The organism is Mesorhizobium sp. B1-1-5 (assembly GCF_006443065.1).
In the GTDB taxonomy this organism is placed as follows: Bacteria; Pseudomonadota; Alphaproteobacteria; order Rhizobiales; family Rhizobiaceae; genus Mesorhizobium.
Genome location: NZ_VFWS01000034.1, coordinates 23804 through 44507 on the forward strand (window position 1 = coordinate 23804; position 20704 = coordinate 44507).

Genomic DNA, 20704 nt, shown 5'->3' on the forward strand with positions numbered 1-20704 from the left:
CGGAGGGTTGGCCAGCGCATGCCGCCTGAAAACTACTCCTTCCTCGACGTTGCCGTGCTCGACGCGGTGCGCCAGCGCTTTGCCGCGGGCGATGCTTTGGCCATTTTGTCGGTCGACCTCGAACAGGTGATCTGGGCGAACGGTCCGGGGGCGTCGGGCTTCGGCTATCCGGATATCGAGGCCATCATCGGCGCCTCGGCGCGGCTGCCGCTGATCGCCCGCCGGCAGATCATGGCGACCAGCGGTTTTCCCGACATCGGCAGCGACCGCGCCGTCACGGTGAGGCTGGCTATCGGCATGGTGAGCCGCGCCGTCGGCTTTCTGGCCAGCGCAGTGACGATGCCGGACGGCGAGGCGGCAATCATGCTGGCGGTGCCGGCGGCGCAGACCACTTCGCGCAGCGCCGGCGAGATCGCCAGCCGTGCCATCGGCGGCTTTACCGAGGCCGGGCATTTCATTGCTTTTGTCGACGCGCAAGGCGAGGTCGAGGCAGCCTCGGACGGCTTTGCGGCGCTCGGCATCGAGCCGCGGACGTTGGCTGCCCTGGTTGCGGATGTGGCAAGCAGCGGCGACCGCATCGTCAAACGCCTCGTGCCGGGCATCGACACCGCCTACCCGGCCGGTTTTGCGCGGCTCACCGATACGCGTCATCTGCTGGTGGTGATCGACGAGGCGCAGCTCGACGACTCCGATAGCGGCCAGGACAATCGGCCGGCCGCCGACCAGGGCGATCGGACCGGCGATCAGGGAATTGCGGCGCCAGAGGCGGTTAGCGCCCCGCCCCAAGGTGAAAGCGCTGCAATCGAGCCCGAGTCTCAGCCTGTCCAGGACAACCCAGCGCCTACCGCGGCGGCTGGCAAAGGGGACGAGCCGGCGCCAGAGGCTCCCGACGGCGACGCACAGCCCGACGTGGAGAGCCGGACCTTGGCCGGCCAGCGCCCTGCCGGGACAGACCATCAGGCCGACACCGCCGGCGCCGGCCACCACGACCATTGGTACTTCAATGCCGGCGACGACGGCGCCGGGCATGCTCAACCGACAGCGCCGACGAAGGGCGAGCCGGAAGGTGCCGTCGCAGCCGAAGGCCAAGGACAGCATGGCGCCGAAGCAGCCGGAGACGAAACCGCCAAATCGGTCCAGTCGACCTCGCCCCGCGACATCGACCGCTCGGCGCCACCGCTGCGCTTCGTCTGGCGCACCGACGCCGAAGGTCGGTTCAGCGCGCTGTCGCCCGAATTCGCCGACATCGTCGGCCAGCCTGCCGCCGATGTGATCGGCCGCCGCTTCAAGGATGTCGCCGCCACTTTCGGCCTCGACGCCTCGGGCGAGATCGCCGGCCTGCTCGACCGGCGCGATACCTGGTCCGGCCGCTCGGTACTGTGGCCGGTGGCCGGAACGGGTCTGAAGATCCCCGTCGATCTGGCGGCCCTGCCCGTCTATGGCCGCAGCCGCGCCTTCGAGGGTTTTCGCGGCTTTGGCGTCGCGCGCAGCGCCGACGCCGTGGTCGATCCCGAAGCGCTTGGCATGGCTCTGGTGCCGAATGCCGCTCCTGCCGGGGCCGAGCCGCCGGTCGAGCAGCCAGGCTCGGGACAGACCGAACAGTCGAAGCCTGAAGACCCTTTCCAGGGCGAAGTGCCGGCATTGACCATCGTGCCGAAGCCTGAGCGGCGCTTTGCCGACAAGGTGATAAGGCTGGCCGAGCATCGCCAGCCGGCCAACGACAAGCAACCGGGAAGCGACACGCCGGCAAATCAGAAGGGGCTGTCGATCCTCGAGCGCAGCGCCTTCCGCGAGATCGGCGAGCGGCTGCGCAAGGACAGTTCCGCCCCTGCCGAGGAACGCGGCCCCGAGGCCGACAAGCAGCCCGATGCCGCTGTTGCCGGCGAGGACGCGGCAACGGTGAAGGAAGCGGCCAACGAAACAAGGGCCGACGCAAGCCAGCCGCTTCCACCCGACGCGGCGGAGCACGACGGTTCCGCCCAGGACGCGAGCTTGTCCACGCCCTCGGAAGCCGACGACGCGAAGGCCGATGCGAAGGCCGCGGAAGCGGAGACCGAGGCGGAAGACCAGGAAGACCTGGCGCGGCTCGACGGCATCGATGGCGCCGCCGAGACCGGCGACCCCGGCCAGGCCGAGACCTCGGCCGGTTCCGGCTCGCTGCTCAACTTTGCCGACGGCAAGAAACCCACGGAGGACGCCGGCATCGCGCCGGTTTCCCAGAACGAGCAAGCACAGGGCACCCGGGAGGACGCCGAACCTGCTGCCGCGGAGCCGCAGCGGCCCGTCGAAGAGCCTGCGGCGCCGCCGGTCGCCGCCGGGCGGCCCGCCTCCGATGCGACGGCCGACGACAGCATGACCGCCGACGACTTCCGCGATGCGCAGGACAATGAGGACTGGGCAGGCTCAGATGCAGATGCCGCCAAGGCCGCGGAAGAACAGCCGGAAGAACCGGACGCGACGGCCGCGGCGCGGCGACGCCTCGACGTGCCGCCGCTTAAACTTTCCGGCTTTGTGCCGTCCGCGTTTTCGACCGGAGAGGAAGCCAAGGCCCCCGACACGTCCATCCTGGCCAGGCTGCCTGTGCCGCTGCTCATCCATTCGGGCGACATGCTGCATTATGCCAATGACGCCTTCCTCGAACTCACCGGCTATGATGCGCTGGACGACCTCGCGGATGCAGGCGGCCTGGGCGCGCTCTTCGCCGACCCTTACGCCGAGGACGCCGCTACGGACGAAAGCGACCACTCGCTGAAGCTCAAGACCCGCCAGGGCCTGGAATTCCCGATCGACGCGCTGCTGCGCTCGGTGCCGTGGCGCGACGGCAAGGCGCTGATGCTGGTGGTGCGGCGTTCCGGCGAGGACGATGCGGCGCATTTCACCGCCGCCAATGACGAACCGGCGCTGCAGCCGGACGTGCCGGAGCTGAAGTCGCGCATTGCGGAGATGCGCACCATCATCGACACCGCCACCGACGGCGTCGTGCTGATCGGCCGCGACGGCAACATTCGCTCGATCAGCCGGCCGGCCGAAGCGCTGTTCGGTTTCGACAGCGACGAGGTCGCGGGCAAGCCCTTTGCCTCGCTGTTTGCCATAGAAAGCCAGCGCGCGGCGCGCGACTATCTGGCCGGGCTTTCGGAGCCGGGTGTCGCGAGCGTGCTAAATGACGGCCGCGAGGTCATCGGCCGCGAGGCGCAGGGGCGTTTCATCCCGCTGTTCATGACCATCGGCAGGCTGCCCAACGACAGCGGCTTCTGCGCCGTCGTGCGCGACATCACGCAATGGAAGCGGGCCGAGGAAGACCTGACGCAGGCACGCGCGGTTGCCGAGCGCGCCTCCTCGCAGAAGACCGATTTCCTGGCCCGCATCAGCCACGAGATCCGCACCCCGCTCAATGCCATCATCGGCTTTTCCGAGCTGATGGTAGACGAGAAATTCGGTCCGATCACCAACGACCGCTATCGCGACTACCTGCGCGACATCAACCGCTCGGGCAACCATGTGCTCGATCTCGTCAACGACCTGCTCGACATCTCCAAGATCGAGGCAGGCCAGCAGGAGATGGATTACGAGGCGGTGTCGCTCAACGACACGCTGGCCGAGACGGTGGCGATGATGCAGCCGCAGGCCAATCGCGAACGGGTCATCATCCGATCCAGCTTTGCCTCGCGGCTGCCGGAAGTGGTGGCGGATCTGAGAAGCGTGCGCCAGATCGCCCTCAACATCCTGTCCAACGCCATTCGCTACACCCAGGCCGGCGGCCAGGTGATCGTCTCGACCGCCTACGAGGCCTCGGGCGATGTCGTCATGCGTGTACGCGACACCGGCATCGGCATGACCCAGGCGGAGATCGAGCAGGCGCTGAAGCCGTTCAAGCAGATTAATGCGTTGAAGCGCGGACGCGGCGACGGCACCGGCCTCGGCCTGCCCCTCACCAAGGCCATGGTGGAGGCCAACCGCGCCCGTTTCGCCATCACCTCGACGCCCGGTGAAGGAACCCTGGTCGAGGTCGGCTTCCCCTCGACGCGCGTGCTCGCCGAATAACTTTGCACGCGACAGCGACGGCCAAAGAAAAAGGCGTCCAAGAGGACGCCTTGAGAAATGGGATGCTGTCACAACGGGGGCTTGAGCTGAACCTCAGGGGACGAGGAACGGGATTTCTCCCTCAAGTTACACGCGACTATCAGCGTCGTCTCTTAACAAGTCCTTACCGGACCGCGAAAAAATTTACGAATGTGTACCACCCGTGAAATCTAGGTAAATTCGCCGGACAGATTTCGTTAACCACATCGGTCAGCTTGCCAGCTGCGGCAGGTCGCGGAACAGCTCCAGCGCCTCGGGATTGGCGAGCGCTTCCTTGTTCTTCACGGCGCGGCCGTGGACCACGTCGCGCACGGCGAGCTCGGTGATCTTGCCGGACTTGGTGCGCGGGATGTCGGCGACGGCGACGATCCTGGCCGGCACGTGGCGCGGGCTGGCGCCGATGCGGATCCTGGCGCGAATGCGCTTTTCCAGATCCTCATCCAGGGTCACGCCGGAGGCGAGCCGCACGAACAGCACGACACGGACATCATTGTCGAAATCCTGGCCAATGCAGAGCGCCTCGAGGATTTCCGGCATCTGCTCGACCTGGTTGTAGATCTCGGCCGTGCCGATCCTCACGCCGCCCGGATTGAGCGTGGCATCGGAGCGGCCGTGGATGATCATGCCGCCATGTTCCGTCCATTCGGCGAAGTCGCCATGGCACCAGACATTGTCGAAACGCTCGAAATAGGCGGCGTGATATTTCTTGCCTTCGGGGTCGTTCCAGAAGCCGATCGGCATCGACGGGAAGGCCTTGGTGCAGACAAGCTCGCCCTTCTCCTGCCGGACAGGTTTGCCGTCGTCGTCCCAGACGTCGACCGCCAGGCCAAGGCCAGGGCCCTGGATCTCGCCGGTCCAGACCGGCTCGGTCGGCACGCCGAGCACGAAGCAGGAGACGATGTCGGTGCCGCCCGAGATCGAGGCCAGGTGCACGTCCTTCTTGATGCCGTCATAGACGAAGCGGAAATCCTCCGGCGACAGCGGCGAGCCGGTGGAGGAGATGGTGCGCACGCTCGACAGATCGTGGCTCGCGATCGGCTTCAGGCCGGCCTTGCGAACCGAATCGATGAATTTGGCCGAGGTGCCGAAATAAGTCATCTTCTCGGTATCGGCGAAATCGAACAGCGCGTTGCCGTCGGGGTAGAAAGGCGAGCCGTCATAAAGCAGCAGCGTCGCGCCGGAGGCGAGGCCCGAGACCAGCCAATTCCACATCATCCAGCCGCAGGTGGTGAAATAGAACAGGCGATCGCCATCGAGCAGGCCGGCATGCAGCCGGTGCTCCTTGACGTGCTGGATCAGCGTGCCGCCGGCCGAATGCACGATGCATTTCGGAATGCCGGTCGTGCCCGAGGAAAAAAGGATGTAGAGCGGATGCGCGAAGGGCAGCCGCTCGAAGCTCACGGGCTTTGCGGCAAAGGGCGAGAGCGCGTCTTCGAGCGCGGCTGCCTTGTCGATGGTGGCGGCAACGTCGCTCGAGGTGCCGAGATAGTCGACGATCAGCACCTTGCCCAGGCTTGCCAGCTTGTCCGCGACAGCGCGGATCTTGTCGGCCACCTCGATCGCCTTGCCGTTGTACCAATAGCCGTCCGGCGCGATGAAGACGACCGGCTCGATCTGGCCGAAGCGGTCGAGCACGCCCTGCTCGCCGAAATCGGGAGAGCATGACGACCAGACCGCGCCGATCGAGCTTGCCGCCAGCATCGCGGCGATGGTTTCGGGCATATTCGGCATCATGGCGGCGATGCGGTCGCCGGCCTTGACGCCGAGCGACAGGAAGAGCTGCTGCAGGCGCGAGGTCAGCGCGTGGAGCTCGTTCCAGGAGAGCCGCCGCTCGACCTTGTCCTCGCCGCGAAAGACGATGGCCGGGCCGCCGCCGGTCTTCTGCAAAAGGTTCTCGGCGAAATTCAGCCTGGCATCGGGGAAGAAGCTGGCGCCGGGCATCCGCTCGCCGTCGACGAGGCGCCGCTCGCCCTTGTCGCCGACAAGCGCGCAGAAATCCCAAACCAGGTCCCAGAAGGCTTCGCGGTTGTCGGTCGACCAGCGATGCAGTTCGGCATAGCCGGAGAAAGAACGCGCAGCCTTTGCCTCCGCGGCCTTCATGAACGCGGTCATCGGCGCTGCGTCGATCCGCTCCTGCGTCGGGGTCCACAAAGGTGTGTCGGCGGCCATGATCGCTCCTCCCAAAGCGTCGCGTTCGAGCCAGTTAAGCCCAACGTCGCATATGCCATCGTCCCAGAAACGGCGTGCGATTGCGGATCGGGATCGTGCAGACCGCTTATGCATATTGCGGCGCAGCAGAGCAAGATTTTGTTCGGGCGACCCATGGCGGCCGCTGTGCAAATGCCATCGCAAGGCCATAAAGACTTGAAAAGCGTCGGCGCTCGGTTACACCCGTCGGGCGATTTTGTCGGCAACGAAAGCATACGGGGCGAAATGCCATCATCTCTGATCCGGCGCGGGGTGTGGGCGATCGGCGTTGCCGTGCTCGTCATCGCGCTTGCGGTCGCGGCGCTGCCGCTCATTGCCTCGACCCGTATCGTGCGCGACCGCATCGCCTGGGAATTGAGTGCCTGGAGCGGCTTCAGGGTCACGATCGACGGCTCGCCGCGCATCGAGGTGTGGCCGAAATTCCGGGCCATCCTCAGCGACGTGACGCTGTCGCAATGGACCGAGACCGAAGCGCCGCCGGTGGTCGAGGCCGATCGCGTGGAAGTCGATCTCTCCGCCATGGCGGCCTTGCAGGGCAACGTCGCCTTCTCGACCGCCAGGCTGGTGCGCCCGACTATCAGGGTGCAGCGCACCGCCAGCGGCTTCTATCTGCCGCCGCTTCCGACCGGCGGGCGCATCACGCGCTCGATCGACACCGCGCGCGGCGTGGTCACCGCCAACCCGCAGAAGCCGGATCTCGGCAAATTGCCGTCCGATCCGTTCGGCACCGTCGAATTCCGCGATGGCCGCGTGGTGACTTCGGTTGACGGCAAGGAGGCCGAAATCCTGAGCAGCCTGAACGGCCAGGTCAATTGGGAAGCGATGAACAGCGAGGCGTCGCTGACCGCGAGCGGAATCTGGCGCGGCGAAAGCATGCAGCTCGATTTCTCATCGGCGAAACCGCTGGTGCTGTTTGGCGGAGGGGCGGCACCCGTCACCTTTTCCTTCAAGGCGGCCCCCGCGACATTCTCCTTCGACGGCACGGCCTCGATGTCGGACAATGCCTATCTGGACGGCCAGGCGAAGTTTGCCGCCCCGTCGCTGCGACGCGTGCTGGAGTGGTCGCAGGCAGGGATCGCGCCGGGTGCTGCGATCGGCGCGGTCTCGATCGCCAGCAAGGTGAACGCCTCGGCAGGACGCGCGAAATTCGAGAACACCACGGTCACGCTCAACAACAACCCGGGCATGGGCGCGCTGGATTTCTCCTTCGCCGAGGGGAGCCCGGTGATTGCCGGCACGCTCGCCTTCGACACGCTGGATCTCAGATCTTTCCTGTCGGCTTTCACGCCTGTCGCGCCGACCGGCGAGGCCGGCCCCGGCGATGTCGACACCAGTTTCGCCGACCGCATCAATCTCGACCTCAGGCTGTCGGCGGCGCATGCCATGGCGGGGCCGGTCCAGCTCGCCGACGTCGCGGCGACCGCGCAGGTCAAGAACGGTCTTGCCGTCTTCGACATATCCGACGCGTCGGCCTTCAACGGCAACATCCAGAGCAGCCTGCGCTTCGACCGCAAGCCGGAAGGCACGCAGGTCGAGATGCGGCTCCTGGCATCGGACGTAGATACGGGCGCCTTTGCCACGGCGGCGGGAATGACGCGGCTGGTGCCGGCCAGCACCGGGACCGTATCGGTCATCCTCAAGGGACCGGGCAAGGCCTGGAATTCCATCTTCGAGAATGCCGACGGATCGTTCTCAGCAACGTTGGGTCCGGGCACTATCAACGGGCTCGACCTGCCGGCCTTCCTCAAGCGCAACCAGCAGGGCGGCTTCTTCGCGCTCGACGATGTCGCCAATGGATCGCTGCCGATCGACGGCGCCGAGATCAAGGCAAGCATTTCGAAGGGCGTGGCGCGCCTGGACAAGGCCGAGATCAATTCGCAGAAATACAAGATCTGGCTGTCCGGCATCGCCTCCTATGTCGGACGCGGGCTGGCGCTCTCGGGCGGAGTGGTGCCCAACGGACAGCCGGCGCAGCAGCCGCAGCAGGCCAACAGTCAGGCGGCCAGCCCGGCTTCCGCGCCGCCGAGCCAGCCGCTGTTCTTCGTCGGCGGCAACTGGAGCGCGCCGTTCATATCGCCGATCGCTCCCGGCGTTTCAGGCCAGTAAAGGCGAGGGACGCAAAGCGTCCCCGCTTCTCGTCACGCTCAACCGCGCTGCGCGGCCTGCTCGTCGAGCTGGCGCTGGATCTCGCGCCGCTTGTTGGCGATCGAGGCGATGATAACGCCGACCGCCACCACCGCGATCAGGATGGTGCAGGCGGCGTTGATTTCGGGCGTCACGCCGAGGCGCACCTGGCTGTAGATCTTCATCGGCAGCGTGGTGGCGCCGGGACCCGAGGTGAAGCTTGCGATGACCAGATCGTCCAGCGAGAGCGTGAACGCCAGCATCCAGCCGGAGATGATCGCCGGCAGGATGACCGGCAAGGTGATCTGGAAGAAGGTCTTCACCGGCGGCGCGCCGAGATCCATCGCCGCCTCCTCCAGCGAACGGTCGAACGTGACCAGCCGCGACTGCACGACGACGGCGACGAAGCACATGGTGAAGGTGATGTGGGCGAGCGTCACCGTGACGAAACCGCGGTCGAGCCCGACGGCGACGAAGAGCAAGAGCAGCGAGAGGCCCGTTATGACTTCCGGCATGACCAGCGGCGCGAAGACCATGCCCGAGAAGAGCACACGTCCCTTGAAGCGCGTGTAGCGCGTCAGCGTGATGGCGGCGAGCGTGCCGAGCACGGTCGCGACGGTTGCGGAGATGACGCCGACGCGCGCCGTCACCCAGGTGGCGTCCATCAGGCCCTGATTGTGGAACAGCGACACGTACCATTTGGTCGAAAAGCCGCCCCAGACGGTGACGAGCTTGGATTCGTTGAAGGAAAAGACGATCAGAAGAACGATCGGCAGATAGAGGAAGGCAAAGCCCAGCACGATCGAGGTGATGTTGAAGCGGCTCCAGGTCGAGTTCATCTGCCCTGCTCCTGTGCCTTGGCCTGAGCCTGCTGGAAGAACATGATCGGGATGGTCAGCACCAGGAGCAGGATGACGGCCACCGCCGACGAGACCGGCCAGTCGCGATTGGAGAAGAACTCGTTCCAGAGCGTCTTGCCGATCATCAGCGTCTGCGAGCCGCCGAGAAGGTCGGGGATGACGAACTCGCCGACGGCCGGGATGAACACCAGCAGGCAGCCGGCGACGACGCCGGGCAGCGACAGCGGGAAGGTGATCTTCCAGAAGGCGCCGGTCGGCGGGCAGCCGAGGTCCTGCGCAGCCTCGATCAGCGAATAGTCCATCTTCTCCAGCGAGGAATAGAGCGGCAGCACCATGAAGGGCAGGTAGGAATAGACGATGCCGATGAAGATAGCGGTGTAGGTGTTGAGGATCACCAGCGGCTGGCTGATCAGGCCGGTGGCGAGCAGAACCTGATTGAGCAGGCCTTCGGGTTTCAGGATGCCGATCCAGGCATAGACGCGGATCAGGAACGAGGTCCAGAAGGGCAGGATCACCAGCATCAGCAAGGTCGGGCGGATCGTGGCCGGCGCCCGCGCCATGCCATAGGCGATCGGATAGCCGACGACCAGGGTGAGTATCGTCGAGATTCCCGCGATGACCAGGCTCGTCACATAGGCGTTGAAATAGAGCGCGTCCTGGGTGAGCCAGGTATAGTTATCGAAGTTGAGGTCGCGGACGCCGGCGAAAAATCCCGAAACGCCGTCCTTGAAGCCGAGCACCGGCGTATAGGGGGGCATCGAAATCGCCGTTTGCGACAGCGAAATCTTGAACACGATGATGAAGGGAACAAGGAAGAAGAACAGCAGCCAGAGATAAGGGACGATGATGACGAGGCGGTTGACGAGGCCTGTTGCCAGCCTCGCCGGCAGTGTTGCGGTTTCGGTCGATGGGGCGGCGGTCGCTGCGATATCCGTCATCTCAGCCTCCTACCTGGTCAACACGACGCCGGCATCGGGACGGAAGGAGACCCAGGCGCGATCGTTCCAGGTGAGCGGATCCTCGGTGATGCGCGAAGCGTTCAACGCGCTTGCCCGCACGATCTGGCCGTCGTCAAGCTTGATATGATAGACGGTCATGTCGCCGAGATAGGCGACGTCGTAGACCTCGCCTTCGAGCGCGTTGACGGCATCGGCCGGCTTTTTCGAGGAGACCTTGATCTTCTCCGGCCGGATCGCGAAGACGATGTCGGAGCCGGCAGCGGCGTTGCTGCCATTGTCGACGACGATCTGCGCTCCTGTCGCGCCGGTGATGCGCGTGGTGCTTGTCATATGTTCGGCAACCTTGCCTTCGAACATGTTCACATTGCCCACGAAATGCGCAACGAAGCGCGAGGCCGGCGCCTCGTAAATCTCGGCAGGCGTCGCGACCTGCATCACCTCGCCCTTGTCCATGATGGCGATGCGGTCGGCCATGGTCATGGCCTCCTCCTGGTCGTGGGTGACGACGACGAAGGTGAGGCCGAGCTCCTGCTGCAGGTCCATCAGCTCGAACTGCGTTTCCTCGCGCAGCTTCTTGTCCAAAGCGCCGAGCGGCTCGTCGAGCAGCAGAACCTTCGGGCGCTTGGCGACCGAGCGGGCAAGCGCCACGCGCTGGCGTTGGCCGCCCGAGAGCTGGTGCGGCTTGCGCTTGGCGAACTGCTCGAGCTTGACGAGCTTCAGCATCTCGGCCACGCGCTTTTCGACATCGGGTCCAGGCATGCCTTCCTGCTTGAGGCCGAAGGCGATGTTTTTTTCCACCGTCATATGTGGGAACAGCGCGTAGGACTGGAACATCATGTTGACCGGCCGCTTGTAGGGCGGGATGCCGCGCAAATCCTGTCCGTCGAGGAGGATGCGGCCCGCCGACGGCTCCTCGAAGCCGGCGAGCATCCTGAGCAGGGTCGACTTGCCGCAGCCCGAAGCGCCGAGCAGGGCGAAGAATTCGCGCTCGAAGATGGTCAGCGACAGGTTGTTGACGGCGGTGAAGTCGCCGAACTTCTTGGTCACCTTGTCGAACTGGATATACGGCTTGGCGTTCGGATCGTTCCAAGGCGAGAAATCCCTGCGGATGCTGCCAAGCGATTTCATGGTCCCCACTCCGTTACTTTTTAAAATTCCCCAAAAGAAAGCGACCCCGGCAGTTGGCTGCCGGGGTCGCGTCTCAATGCTTATTGGCCGGTGACGATCTTGGTCCAGGTGCGCGTGATGACGCGCTGTGTCTTGGGATCGTATGGCGCAACCGTGTACAGCTTCTTCGTCGTCTCTTCGTCCGGATAGACCGAAGGATCTTGCAGGATCGCCTTGTCGATGAATTGCTGCGAAGCCTTGTTGCCGTTGGCATAGAGCACGTAGTTCGACGATTTGGCGATGACTTCGGGCGTCATCATGTAGTTGATGAACTCGAGCGCTTCGGCGACATGCGGCGCGTCCGCGGGGATCGCCATCTGGTCGAACCACATCTGGGCGCCTTCCTTAGGCACCGAATAGCCGATCTCGACGCCCTGCTTGGCTTCCTCGGCGCGGTTGCGCGCCTGGAAGACGTCGCCCGACCAGCCGATCGCCAGGCAGATGTCGCCGTTGGCCAAAGCGTTGATGTATTCGGACGAATGGAACTTGCGGATATAGGGCCGGACCTTCAGCAGCGCTTCCTCGGCCTTTGAAATGTCATCGGGCGAGGTGCTGTTGGGGTCGAGTCCGAGATATTTCAGCGCCGCCGGAATGATGTCGGCGGGAGAGTCCAGCACGTAGACGCCGCAATCCTTCAGCTTGGCCAGCTTGTCCGGATTGAAGAACACGTCCCAGCTGTCGATCTTGTCGGTGCCGAGCGCGGCCTCAACCTTCTTGACATTATAGCCGAGGCCGACCGTGCCCCACATATAGTTGACCGAATATTCGTTGCCCGGATCGTATTTGGCGGTGCGCTCGGAGATAACGTCCCACATGTTGGAGATGTTGGGCAGCTTCGACTTGTCGAGCTTCTGGAACACGCCCGCCTGGATCTGACGCGCCAGGAAATTGGCGCTCGGCACGACGACGTCATAACCGCTGCCGCCGGCAAGCAGTTTCGTCTCCAGTATCTCGTTGGAATCGAAGGTGTCGTAGACGACCTTGATGCCGGTCTTCTTGGTGAAGTCGTCGATGATCGAGCTGTCGATATAGTCCGACCAATTGTAGACGTTGACGACGCGGTCTTCGGCATGGCCGCTTATTGTGAAAAGCGTCAGAAATGCCGACGTCGCCGAAAGCCAAAGCGCTTTGCGGATCATGGTGTTCTCCTTTGGTGAGTGTTCCCTCGCCGGCTCGTCGCGATATGGCGGCGCGGCGTTCGTTTCAGACTATTGAGCTTTCCGGAGAGCGACAAGCGTGAACTGCCCACGCCAGGGTCGATCAAGGCATCGAGGTTCGAGGCGTTCCACCCTCCCAGGCGAGGCACCCGGGCGGCGTCAACGGCATTCACCGCGGCGTAAGCAGAGCTATGACGATGCAGTCCGGTCCCGAGCAGGCCGGCGGAGTCACTTGGCAAGATACGCCTGTATTGTTGTTGCCGTGATCACAGCCTGCCCGCCCGGCAACTGGGTTGTCAATGGGGGAGGCTGCCTAAAGCGCGTCGCGCTGAAGGGGATTCAGGCGAAGCGCTTTAAGTCTTTGTTTTGATGCATGTCGTTCTCCCAAAACCGCTGCGCACTTTTGGGCGACATGCATTAACATCAATTGGGCGACGGCAGGCCGGTTACCCCGGGACGTGCAGGCCGCGCCTGTCGCTTAAACTCCAGGCCGATATGGACGAGCAGCGCCGTGACGACGACTGCGCCGCCGATAATGGTGCGCACCGACGGCACTTCGGAATGGACAAGCCAGACCCAGATCGGCCCAAGGATCGGCTCGAAGGTACCGAGCAGCGCCGCGATCGCCGCCGGCACCAGCCGCGCGCCCATGGCGAAAAAGGCGAGGCCGACGCCGAGGTTGATGACGCCGAAGGCGAAGAGGAAGCCCATGTCGCGCCCCGATACCGCGAATGCCGAGGCCTGGGAAGCGGCGAACGCACCGGCGAGCAGCGCGCCGAGACAGGTGGCCGGCACCATGCGCACATGAGCAAAGCGCCGGGTGATCACGGTCGCGAGCGAAAACATCACCGCGATCAGCAGCGCCAGGCCGTCGCCGATCGGCGAGACGGCGCCGCCCAGGGATTCGGAAACCATGATGGCGACGCCGGCGATGACGGCGGCGATCGCGATCCAGGTGGCCGGGGCGACCCGTTCGCGAAACAGCAGCCAGGCAAGGAGCGCAGCAAGCAGCGGCACGCCGGCCTGCATCAGGAGGATGTTGGCGACCGTGGTGTAGGCAAGCGCCACCACGAAGCTGGTCGAGGCGGTGGCGAAGCAGAAGGCGACGCCAAGGCCGGGCAGTCCCATGTGCCGAAAGAGCTTCAGGGTGCCGCGCCAGCCGTCGCGCCACAGCATGAAGGCGAGCAGAAAGGCCACGGCCCACAGCGAACGCCAAAACACCACGATCCAGCTGTCGCCGACATGGATGAAACGGGCGATGGCGCCGCCGAAGCTCCACATAAGCGCCGAAAGGAAGACCAGGAGCATGCCGATCCGCTCCTCGCGAGGCGAGACGGCTGGCAAGGCAGTGGAGGACGGGGCGACGCGGGGCGAGGCGGTATCGGTCATGGACATGACTGTCAGCGGGTTGCGTTCGATGCAGCAAGGACAACAAGACGTGTGTCTCAGACGACAGAACTGTGCCTCAGAAAGAATTATGCCTCAATCGCGTAGCGCAAAGACGCCGGCCCGGCGTGATCCAGCACCCGGCGAGACTTGGGACACATCCGCCGATGTCATCCTTGAAAATCGAAGGCGCTGAGACCCGTCACCATCTCGTCGAGGCCGAGCGGGCGCGTCACCGGCGGCTCGGCGCGCGCCAGGCAGCCGACGCGCTCGCAAAGCCTGCAGGCGGGGCCTACCGGCGTGGCGAAGCCTTGACCGGGCTTGCCTGCGGCTGCGGCCGGCAGCGCCGCGCCATAGACGATATCGTCGCGAAAGCCGATATCGCAGCCTAGCAGGAGCGCGGTGCGGCGCGGCCGTTCGGAGAACGCGCCCTGCGGACCTTTCAGCGTGCGGGCAATGCAGAGGAATTCGGCGCCGTCCGGCATCTCGACCGCTTCGACGAGGATCTGGCCGGGCTGCGAGAACGCCGCATGGACGGGAAGCTTGGGGCAGCCGCCGCCGAAGCGGCTCTGCGGATAGCCCTGGCTGCCGGCCTTGCGGAAGCGGTTGCCGGCATTGTCGACTTCCAGCATGAAGAACGGCACGCCCGCTGCGCCCGGCCGCTGCAGCATGGTCAGTCGATTGGCCGCCTGCTCGAAAGAGACGCCGAAGCGAGAACGCAGGACGTCGATGTCGTAGCGACCGCGAACGGCGGCGGCATGGAAAGCCTGATAGGGCATCATCAGCGCATGCGCGGCATAGCGGCCGAGCTCGAAGCGAGCGAGCCGGCGGGCCTCGTCGGTACCGAGCTTCAGCGCCTGGATCTCAGCCGCGACGGCCACCGACATGCGCATGAGGCTCGCCTCCATCGCGACTTCGCGCAATTGGTCGAAAGGCGACAGCCGCTCGGACAGGAACAGACGTTGCGAATGGCGATCGTAGCGGCGGCGCCAGTTGGGCATAGTGGCGACCGGCAGCACCTTGACGACGATGCCGTGCTCGCGCCTTAGCCAGGCTTTGAGCGCGCCGAACAGATCGTCACCAGGGTCGAGGACCGATGTGAAAGCCTCCGCCTCCTCTTCCAACGAAGCAAAATGGTTCGGCCGGCGCTCAAATACGTCATGGACTTCGTCGGCAGGCAGGCGGGTGCCGGACAGCGCGGTTGCCCTGCCCTCCTTGGCCAGAAGCTGGTTGAGGTCGGACAGGCGCTCGGCCTGCTCGCGATAGGCGCGAAAGAGTTTCACCATCGCCGCCGAAGCGTTCGGCGCTGTTTCGGCGAAGTCGATCAGTTCCTGATCGCCGGGCAGTTCGCCGGCAAGAAGCGGGTCGCTGAAGGCTTCGCGCAAAGCCGCGATCGAGCCTTTTGTCTCGCCCTGCAATTCATGTGGATCGACCTTGTAGACGGAGGCAAGCTTGAGGATGAGTTGCACCGTCAGCGGTCGCTGATTGCGCTCGATCAGGTTGAGATAGGATGGCGAGATGCCCAGCCCCTCGGCCATCGCTGTCTGGGTCAGGCTCCTGGCGTTGCGCAGCCGGCGCAGTCGCGGCCCGGCGAAGATCTTCTGGTCGGCCATTTCTGCCATCCTTGACAAGAATTTACATGATTATCAAGCCCGGCGCTCGTTCGCCGCTTTTACAATCGTGACAAATTTACAGAGCTGACTTGTCAATGGCAACACAGCTTTTCCTCTATTTTCTGAGATATCTTGCGGTTTTTCTAGGCGCCTTTCGCGCTGCAATGTAAACAATGTCATACGCAAGACGTCGCAGAATATGCCTTTGCGATGCAGCGCTGACGCAGTTCCCAAATGATCCGGAGTGACCAATGACCGATTTTTACAACCTCGTCCCCTCCGCACCGGAAGGCCGTTTCGACGGCATCGAGCGCCCCTACTCGCCGGAGGATGTGAAGCGGTTGCGCGGCTCCGTGCAGATTCGCCAGACGCTGGCCGAGATGGGTGCGAACCGGTTGTGGAAGCTCATCCACGAGGAGGATTTCGTCAATGCGCTTGGCGCGATGTCGGGCAACCAGGCCATGCAGCAGGTTCGGGCCGGCCTGAAGGCGATCTATCTCTCGGGCTGGCAGGTGGCGGCCGATGCCAACACCGCCTCGGCGATGTATCCAGACCAGTCGCTTTACCCGGCCAATGCGGCGCCGGAACTGGTCAAGCGCATCAATCGCACCTTGCAGCGCGCCGACCAGATCGAGACATCCGAAAGCAACGGGCTGTCGGTCGAGACCTGGTTCGCGCCGATCGTGGCTGACGCGGAAGCCGGCTTCGGCGGCCCGCTCAACGCCTTCGAGATCATGAAGGCCTTCATCGAGGCCGGCGCCGCGGGCGTCCACTATGAGGACCAGCTGGCGTCGGAAAAGAAGTGCGGCCATCTCGGCGGCAAGGTTCTGATCCCGACCGCGGCGCATATCCGCAACCTCAACGCGGCGCGCCTTGCAGCCGACGTGATGGGCACGCCGACGCTGGTCGTGGCGCGCACGGACGCAGAGGCGGCGAAGCTTTTGACCTCCGATATCGACGAGCGCGACAGACCTTTCGTCGACTACGACGCCGGCCGCACGGTCGAGGGCTTCTACAATGTTAGGAACGGCATCGAGCCTTGCATCGCGCGCGCCGTGGCCTATGCGCCGCATGCCGACCTGATCTGGTGCGAGACCTCGAAGCCGGATCTGGCGCAGGCCAGGAAATTCGCCGAGGGCGTGCGTAGGCACCATCCGGGCAAGCTGCTCGCCTACAATTGCTCGCCGTCCTTCAACTGGAAGAAGAACCTCGACGACGCCACGATCGCGAAGTTCCAGAAGGAGCTCGGCGCGATGGGCTACAAGTTCCAGTTCATCACGCTCGCCGGCTTCCACCAGTTGAACTTCGGCATGTTCGAGCTGGCGCGCGGCTACAAGGACCGTCAGATGGCCGCCTATTCGGAACTGCAGGAGGCCGAGTTCGCGGCCGAGGCCCGCGGCTATACCGCGACCAAGCACCAGCGAGAGGTCGGCACCGGCTATTTCGACGCCGTGTCGATGGCGATCACCGGCGGCCAGTCTTCGACTACCGCCATGCATGAATCGACCGAGCACGCCCAGTTCAGGCCGGCGGCCGAGTAACGGACAACAACCAGAGGCAACGCCCGCAGGGCATCTACACCGAGGAGAAGACCAATGGCATCGATAAGCCGCGTCAAGGAGAGGGCAGAAGAGCAATCAAGCGCGATGAGCGTCGACCAGCAGGCAACGATCCGCATGCTCGCCAACGATCTGCACAGGCTCAACCAATCGGTCATGAAGGCAGTCGAGGCCGGCGTCTCGGTGGAGCTGGTGCGTTCGGCCAGACACCATGGCGGCGACGGCAACTGGGGAGACCTTTTGATCCCGGTGATCGTTACCCAGCAGAGTCACACTTGACGTAACGTCAACAGTCTCGGCGATAGTCTCTCGCGCGCTATACGCTCGGAAGACTATCGCATTTTTTCGATTTGCATTCGTCGCCGAGAGGTACGACTTGCGCTGAATTCCAGAATTTCTTGCTATATTTTCGACGTCGATCGTTTCAGCTTGACAGCGGCCGTGATCTCACTCAATTGTGCCTCAGGTTTCAACCCTGCATTGAACCAGAGTGCCTTCCCGCCGATGTGTCCCGCCGACCCAGCCGACCATTCCAAAAAACATTCGAAACCGGCAGACCGGACCGGCGCGATCACGGCTGACTTTTCAAAGGTGCTCGTCGTCGGAAAATCGTCGATCAACCGGGTTGTGGTGTCGAAAATCGTCGAGAAATCGGGACTGAAACCGATCTCGGAGCCGCCCGAGATCGCCGAGAAGACACTGACCGGCCAACTGCCCGGCGCCGTCATTTTGGACGGCGGACCGGACAACATGGATTGCGATCGGCTGATATCGGCCATCGACGCGCTGCGGCGCGCCTCCGGCAAGCCGCTGCCCGCGGTGATCCTGCTTTCAACCAAGAATGGCACACCGGAAAGCCTCGGCCTGTCAAGCGTGGTCGATGCGGTGGTTGCCAAGCCGATCACGCCCGAGCGGCTGCAACCGGTGGTCGATCGCCTGGTCGGGCGCGGCTGAGCATTCCAAGAAAAGTGCGCAGCGGCCGTCCGCCCGCAATTGCCTAAACAACATGTTGGAGCGGGCCAGCGTTTCTATCGACGCCGAGCTGCCTGGTGCATCCCAACGCTTCGTCAGCCCGCCGTGGCGATGCTTTCGATCATTGCCGGCAGTTCGCTCAGGTCGGCGATCTGCCGGAAACGCGGCGCCGCGACCGGCGCTTCGGCATGCTCGGCCGCCCAGGTCAAATCGTGCGGGACATAGATGCCCCAGCCGCCGGCGTCGATGGCCGGGATGACGTCCGACTTCAACGAGTTGCCTACCATCATGCTCCGTTGCGGTCCGTCGCCATGGCGGCTGAAGATGCGGGCATAGGTGGCGGCGCTCTTGTCGCTGACGATCTCGACGGCGTCGAAAAGCTCGCCCAGTCCCGATTGCGCCAGCTTGCGCTCCTGATCCATGAGGTCACCCTTGGTGATCAGCACCAGGCGATAACTGCCTGCCAGCTTCTCGATCGTCTCACGCGCGTGCGGCAGTGGCTCGATCGGGTGGCTGAGCATGTCGCGGCCGGCAGCCAGGATTTCCGCGATCGTCGAGGCGGGAACGCGGCTTTCGGTAACCTCGATCGCCGTCTCGATCATCGACAGCATGAAGCTCTTTATGCCGAAGCCATAGACGCCGAGATTGCGCTTTGCGGCTTCAAGCAGGTTCGCGGAAATCCGGCTTGCGTCGCCGTGCTCGGCAAGCATGGCGATGAAGCGCTGTTCGGTCATGCGGAAGAACTGCTCGTTCTGCCACAGCGTGTCGTCGGCATCGAAACCTATCGTGGTCAGATGAGAGGCGGGCATATGCGGGCACCGTTCTTCATGAACGGCCGGTTTAGCCGTTGTTATGGCCTGCCGCCAGCCTGAAGACGGACGTGCGCCCGGCGCCTCCCCTTCCCTTTCCCCGTTGCGCCCGGCTATAGTTCGAAATCCGCAACACAATCTGGTGAATGATGCCGCCTGAAAAAAAGGAAGTCCGTCCGTCAAGCCGGGGGGGACGCGCCCGCACGCCTGCATTCCTGAAAAACGAACGCGGCGTGAGGAACTGGAAGGAAGCCAGCGCCTGGCTCGAATGGCGCGGCATCGAGGACATCGAGTGCATCACGCCCGACCAGGCGGGCGTCGCCCGCGGCAAGATGATGCCGTCGAAGAAATTCACCTCCAACACCTCGTTGGCGCTGCCTTCGGCCGTGTTCATGACGACGATCTCGGGCGGCTATCCCGAGGACGGCAACGGCTTCCATTATCCCGAGGACGATGGCGACCTGAAGCTTTTGCCCGATCTTTCAACGCTGACAGCGGTGCCCTGGGAAGAAGATCCGACGGCAGCAGTGATTTGCGACCTCGTCCACCAGGACGGCCGCTCGGTCGAGTTCACGCCGCGCAACGTGCTGAAGCGCGTGCTTGCCGCCTATGACGAGCGCGGCCTGAAGCCGGTGGTGGCGCCCGAGATCGAATTCTATCTGGTGCGCAAGAACCCCGACCCGGACTATCCGCTGACGCCGCCGGTCGGGCGCTCGGGCCGGCCGATCGGCGGCGGCGCCGGCTATTCGATCGCCGGCGTCAACGAGTTCGACGAACTGATCGACGACATCTACCATTTCTCGGAACGGCAGGGCCTGGAGATCGACACGCTGATCCATGAGGAAGGCGCCGGCCAGCTCGAGATCAATCTGCGACACGGCAACCCGATCGAGCTTGCCGACCAGGTCTTCATGTTCAAGCGCACAATTCGCGAGGCGGCGCTGAAGCATGAGATCTACGCCACCTTCATGGCCAAGCCGATCCAGGGCCAGCCGGGCTCGGCCATGCATATCCACCAGTCGGTCATCGACAAGAAGACCGGCAAGAACATCTTCTCGGCCGAGGACGGCTCCGAGACGGACGCCTTCTTCCATTTCATCGGCGGCATGCAGAAGCACGTACCGAACGCGCTGGTGATGTTCGCGCCCTACGTCAATTCCTACCGCCGGCTGACGCAGCAGGCCTCGGCTCCGGTCAACAACAAATGGGGCTACGACAACCGGACCACCGCCTTCCGCGTGCCGCGCTCCGATCCGGCAGCGCGGCGCGTCGAAAACCGGATCCCGTCTTCCGACGCCAACCCTTATCTGGCGCTTGCCGCGTCGCTTGCCTGCGGGCTGATCGGCATGACCAGAAAGATCAAAGCTGAACCGCCGGTTCTGACCACGGCCAATGCCGACGAGATCGACCTGCCGCGCAGCTTGCTGGAAGCGGTCGATTTGTTCGAGGCCGACAAGGAGCTCGGCATTATCCTCGGCACATCCTTCGCCGCCACTTACGCAGCGATCAAGCGGGCCGAGTTCGAAACCTTCATGGAAGTGATCAGCCCATGGGAGCGGGAGTATTTGTTGCTGAACGTTTAGGGGAGTAGGGGAGTAGCGACGGTCGCTGAAAAAACAGGCTCTTACAAGGATTTAGTGGTTGGCAGCAGGCGATGGACTTAGTTGTGTCGGTCTACAGCGCGACGAGATCCTGGCCGAAGGACGAGCTCTATGGACTTACCAGCCAAGTGCGCCGCTCCGCAACTTCAGTGCCCTCAAATATAGCGGAGGGTTACGGCAGAGAGATTCGAGGTTCCTATCAGCAATTT

Annotated in this window: 14 protein-coding genes and 1 pseudogene; 7 read left to right on the forward strand and 8 right to left on the reverse strand. The window is 63.9% G+C overall.

All coding sequences use genetic code 11. The annotated features are described in order from the left end of the window. Positions 1-18 precede the first annotated feature (18 nt). The gene (locus FJ980_RS13645; protein ID WP_140543460.1) at positions 19-4041 is read left to right on the forward strand and encodes a PAS domain S-box protein; all 4023 of its coding nucleotides are present in this window, start codon (positions 19-21) and stop codon (positions 4039-4041) included. A gap of 249 nt (positions 4042-4290) precedes the next feature. Here the strand turns inward: FJ980_RS13645 and FJ980_RS13650 are convergent, their stop codons facing one another. After that, positions 4291-6249, reverse strand: a complete 1959-nt coding sequence (locus FJ980_RS13650) for an acetoacetate--CoA ligase (protein ID WP_140543462.1) — start codon at positions 6247-6249, stop codon at positions 4291-4293. 264 nt (positions 6250-6513) lie between these two features. Between FJ980_RS13650 and FJ980_RS13655 the strand changes: the two genes are divergently transcribed. Then, entirely contained in the window at positions 6514-8394 is a 1881-nt protein-coding gene (locus tag FJ980_RS13655) for an AsmA family protein (RefSeq protein ID WP_140543464.1), read from the forward strand. A 38-nt stretch (positions 8395-8432) separates the two neighbouring features. Here the strand turns inward: FJ980_RS13655 and FJ980_RS13660 are convergent, their stop codons facing one another. The 6 genes from FJ980_RS13660 to FJ980_RS13685 form a co-directional block, all read right to left on the reverse strand. Beyond that, on the reverse strand, positions 8433-9251 hold the full coding sequence (locus FJ980_RS13660) for an ABC transporter permease subunit (protein ID WP_140543466.1): 819 nt from the start codon (positions 9249-9251) through the stop codon (positions 8433-8435). Further along, positions 9248-10210 carry an ABC transporter permease subunit gene (locus FJ980_RS13665; RefSeq protein WP_140543468.1) on the reverse strand — a complete coding sequence of 321 codons (963 nt, stop codon included), beginning with the start codon at positions 10208-10210 and terminating at the stop codon, positions 9248-9250. Before FJ980_RS13665 ends, FJ980_RS13660 begins: the two co-directional genes overlap by 4 nt. A 9-nt stretch (positions 10211-10219) precedes the next feature. Next, positions 10220-11359 carry an ABC transporter ATP-binding protein gene (locus tag FJ980_RS13670; protein WP_140543470.1) on the reverse strand — a complete coding sequence of 380 codons (1140 nt, stop codon included), beginning with the start codon at positions 11357-11359 and terminating at the stop codon, positions 10220-10222. Between the two features lie 80 nt (positions 11360-11439). Further along, positions 11440-12537, reverse strand: a complete 1098-nt coding sequence (locus FJ980_RS13675; RefSeq protein WP_140543472.1) for a polyamine ABC transporter substrate-binding protein — start codon at positions 12535-12537, stop codon at positions 11440-11442. A gap of 441 nt (positions 12538-12978) precedes the next feature. Continuing rightward, positions 12979-13863 (reverse strand): DMT family transporter, encoded by an 885-nt coding sequence (locus FJ980_RS13680; RefSeq protein WP_246676412.1) that lies wholly within the window; start codon positions 13861-13863, stop codon positions 12979-12981. A gap of 248 nt (positions 13864-14111) precedes the next feature. Next, the gene (locus FJ980_RS13685; RefSeq protein WP_140543474.1) at positions 14112-15554 is read right to left on the reverse strand and encodes an XRE family transcriptional regulator; all 1443 of its coding nucleotides are present in this window, start codon (positions 15552-15554) and stop codon (positions 14112-14114) included. Positions 15555-15805: 251 nt separating this feature from the next. Here FJ980_RS13685 and aceA point away from each other — a divergent pair, with 251 nt between their 5' ends. The 3 genes from aceA (at position 15806) to FJ980_RS13700 (ending at position 18067) form a co-directional block, all read left to right on the forward strand. Next, complete coding sequence (aceA, locus tag FJ980_RS13690) at positions 15806-17095, forward strand: isocitrate lyase (protein ID WP_140543476.1); 1290 nt, start codon at positions 15806-15808, stop codon at positions 17093-17095. A 54-nt stretch (positions 17096-17149) separates the two neighbouring features. Further along, positions 17150-17392, forward strand: coding sequence for a hypothetical protein (locus FJ980_RS13695; RefSeq protein ID WP_027168360.1), 243 nt, complete (start codon positions 17150-17152; stop codon positions 17390-17392). Between the two features lie 291 nt (positions 17393-17683). Continuing rightward, complete coding sequence (locus FJ980_RS13700) at positions 17684-18067, forward strand: response regulator (RefSeq protein WP_140543484.1); 384 nt, start codon at positions 17684-17686, stop codon at positions 18065-18067. 113 nt (positions 18068-18180) lie between these two features. Here the strand turns inward: FJ980_RS13700 and FJ980_RS13705 are convergent, their stop codons facing one another. Continuing rightward, positions 18181-18894, reverse strand: coding sequence for an HAD family hydrolase (locus FJ980_RS13705; protein WP_140543478.1), 714 nt, complete (start codon positions 18892-18894; stop codon positions 18181-18183). Positions 18895-19043: 149 nt separating this feature from the next. Here FJ980_RS13705 and FJ980_RS13710 point away from each other — a divergent pair, with 149 nt between their 5' ends. Beyond that, the gene (locus tag FJ980_RS13710) at positions 19044-20477 is read left to right on the forward strand and encodes a glutamine synthetase family protein (RefSeq protein WP_140543486.1); all 1434 of its coding nucleotides are present in this window, start codon (positions 19044-19046) and stop codon (positions 20475-20477) included. 54 nt (positions 20478-20531) lie between these two features. Further along, positions 20532-20704: pseudogene (locus tag FJ980_RS13715) on the forward strand (four helix bundle protein); the annotation flags it as partial.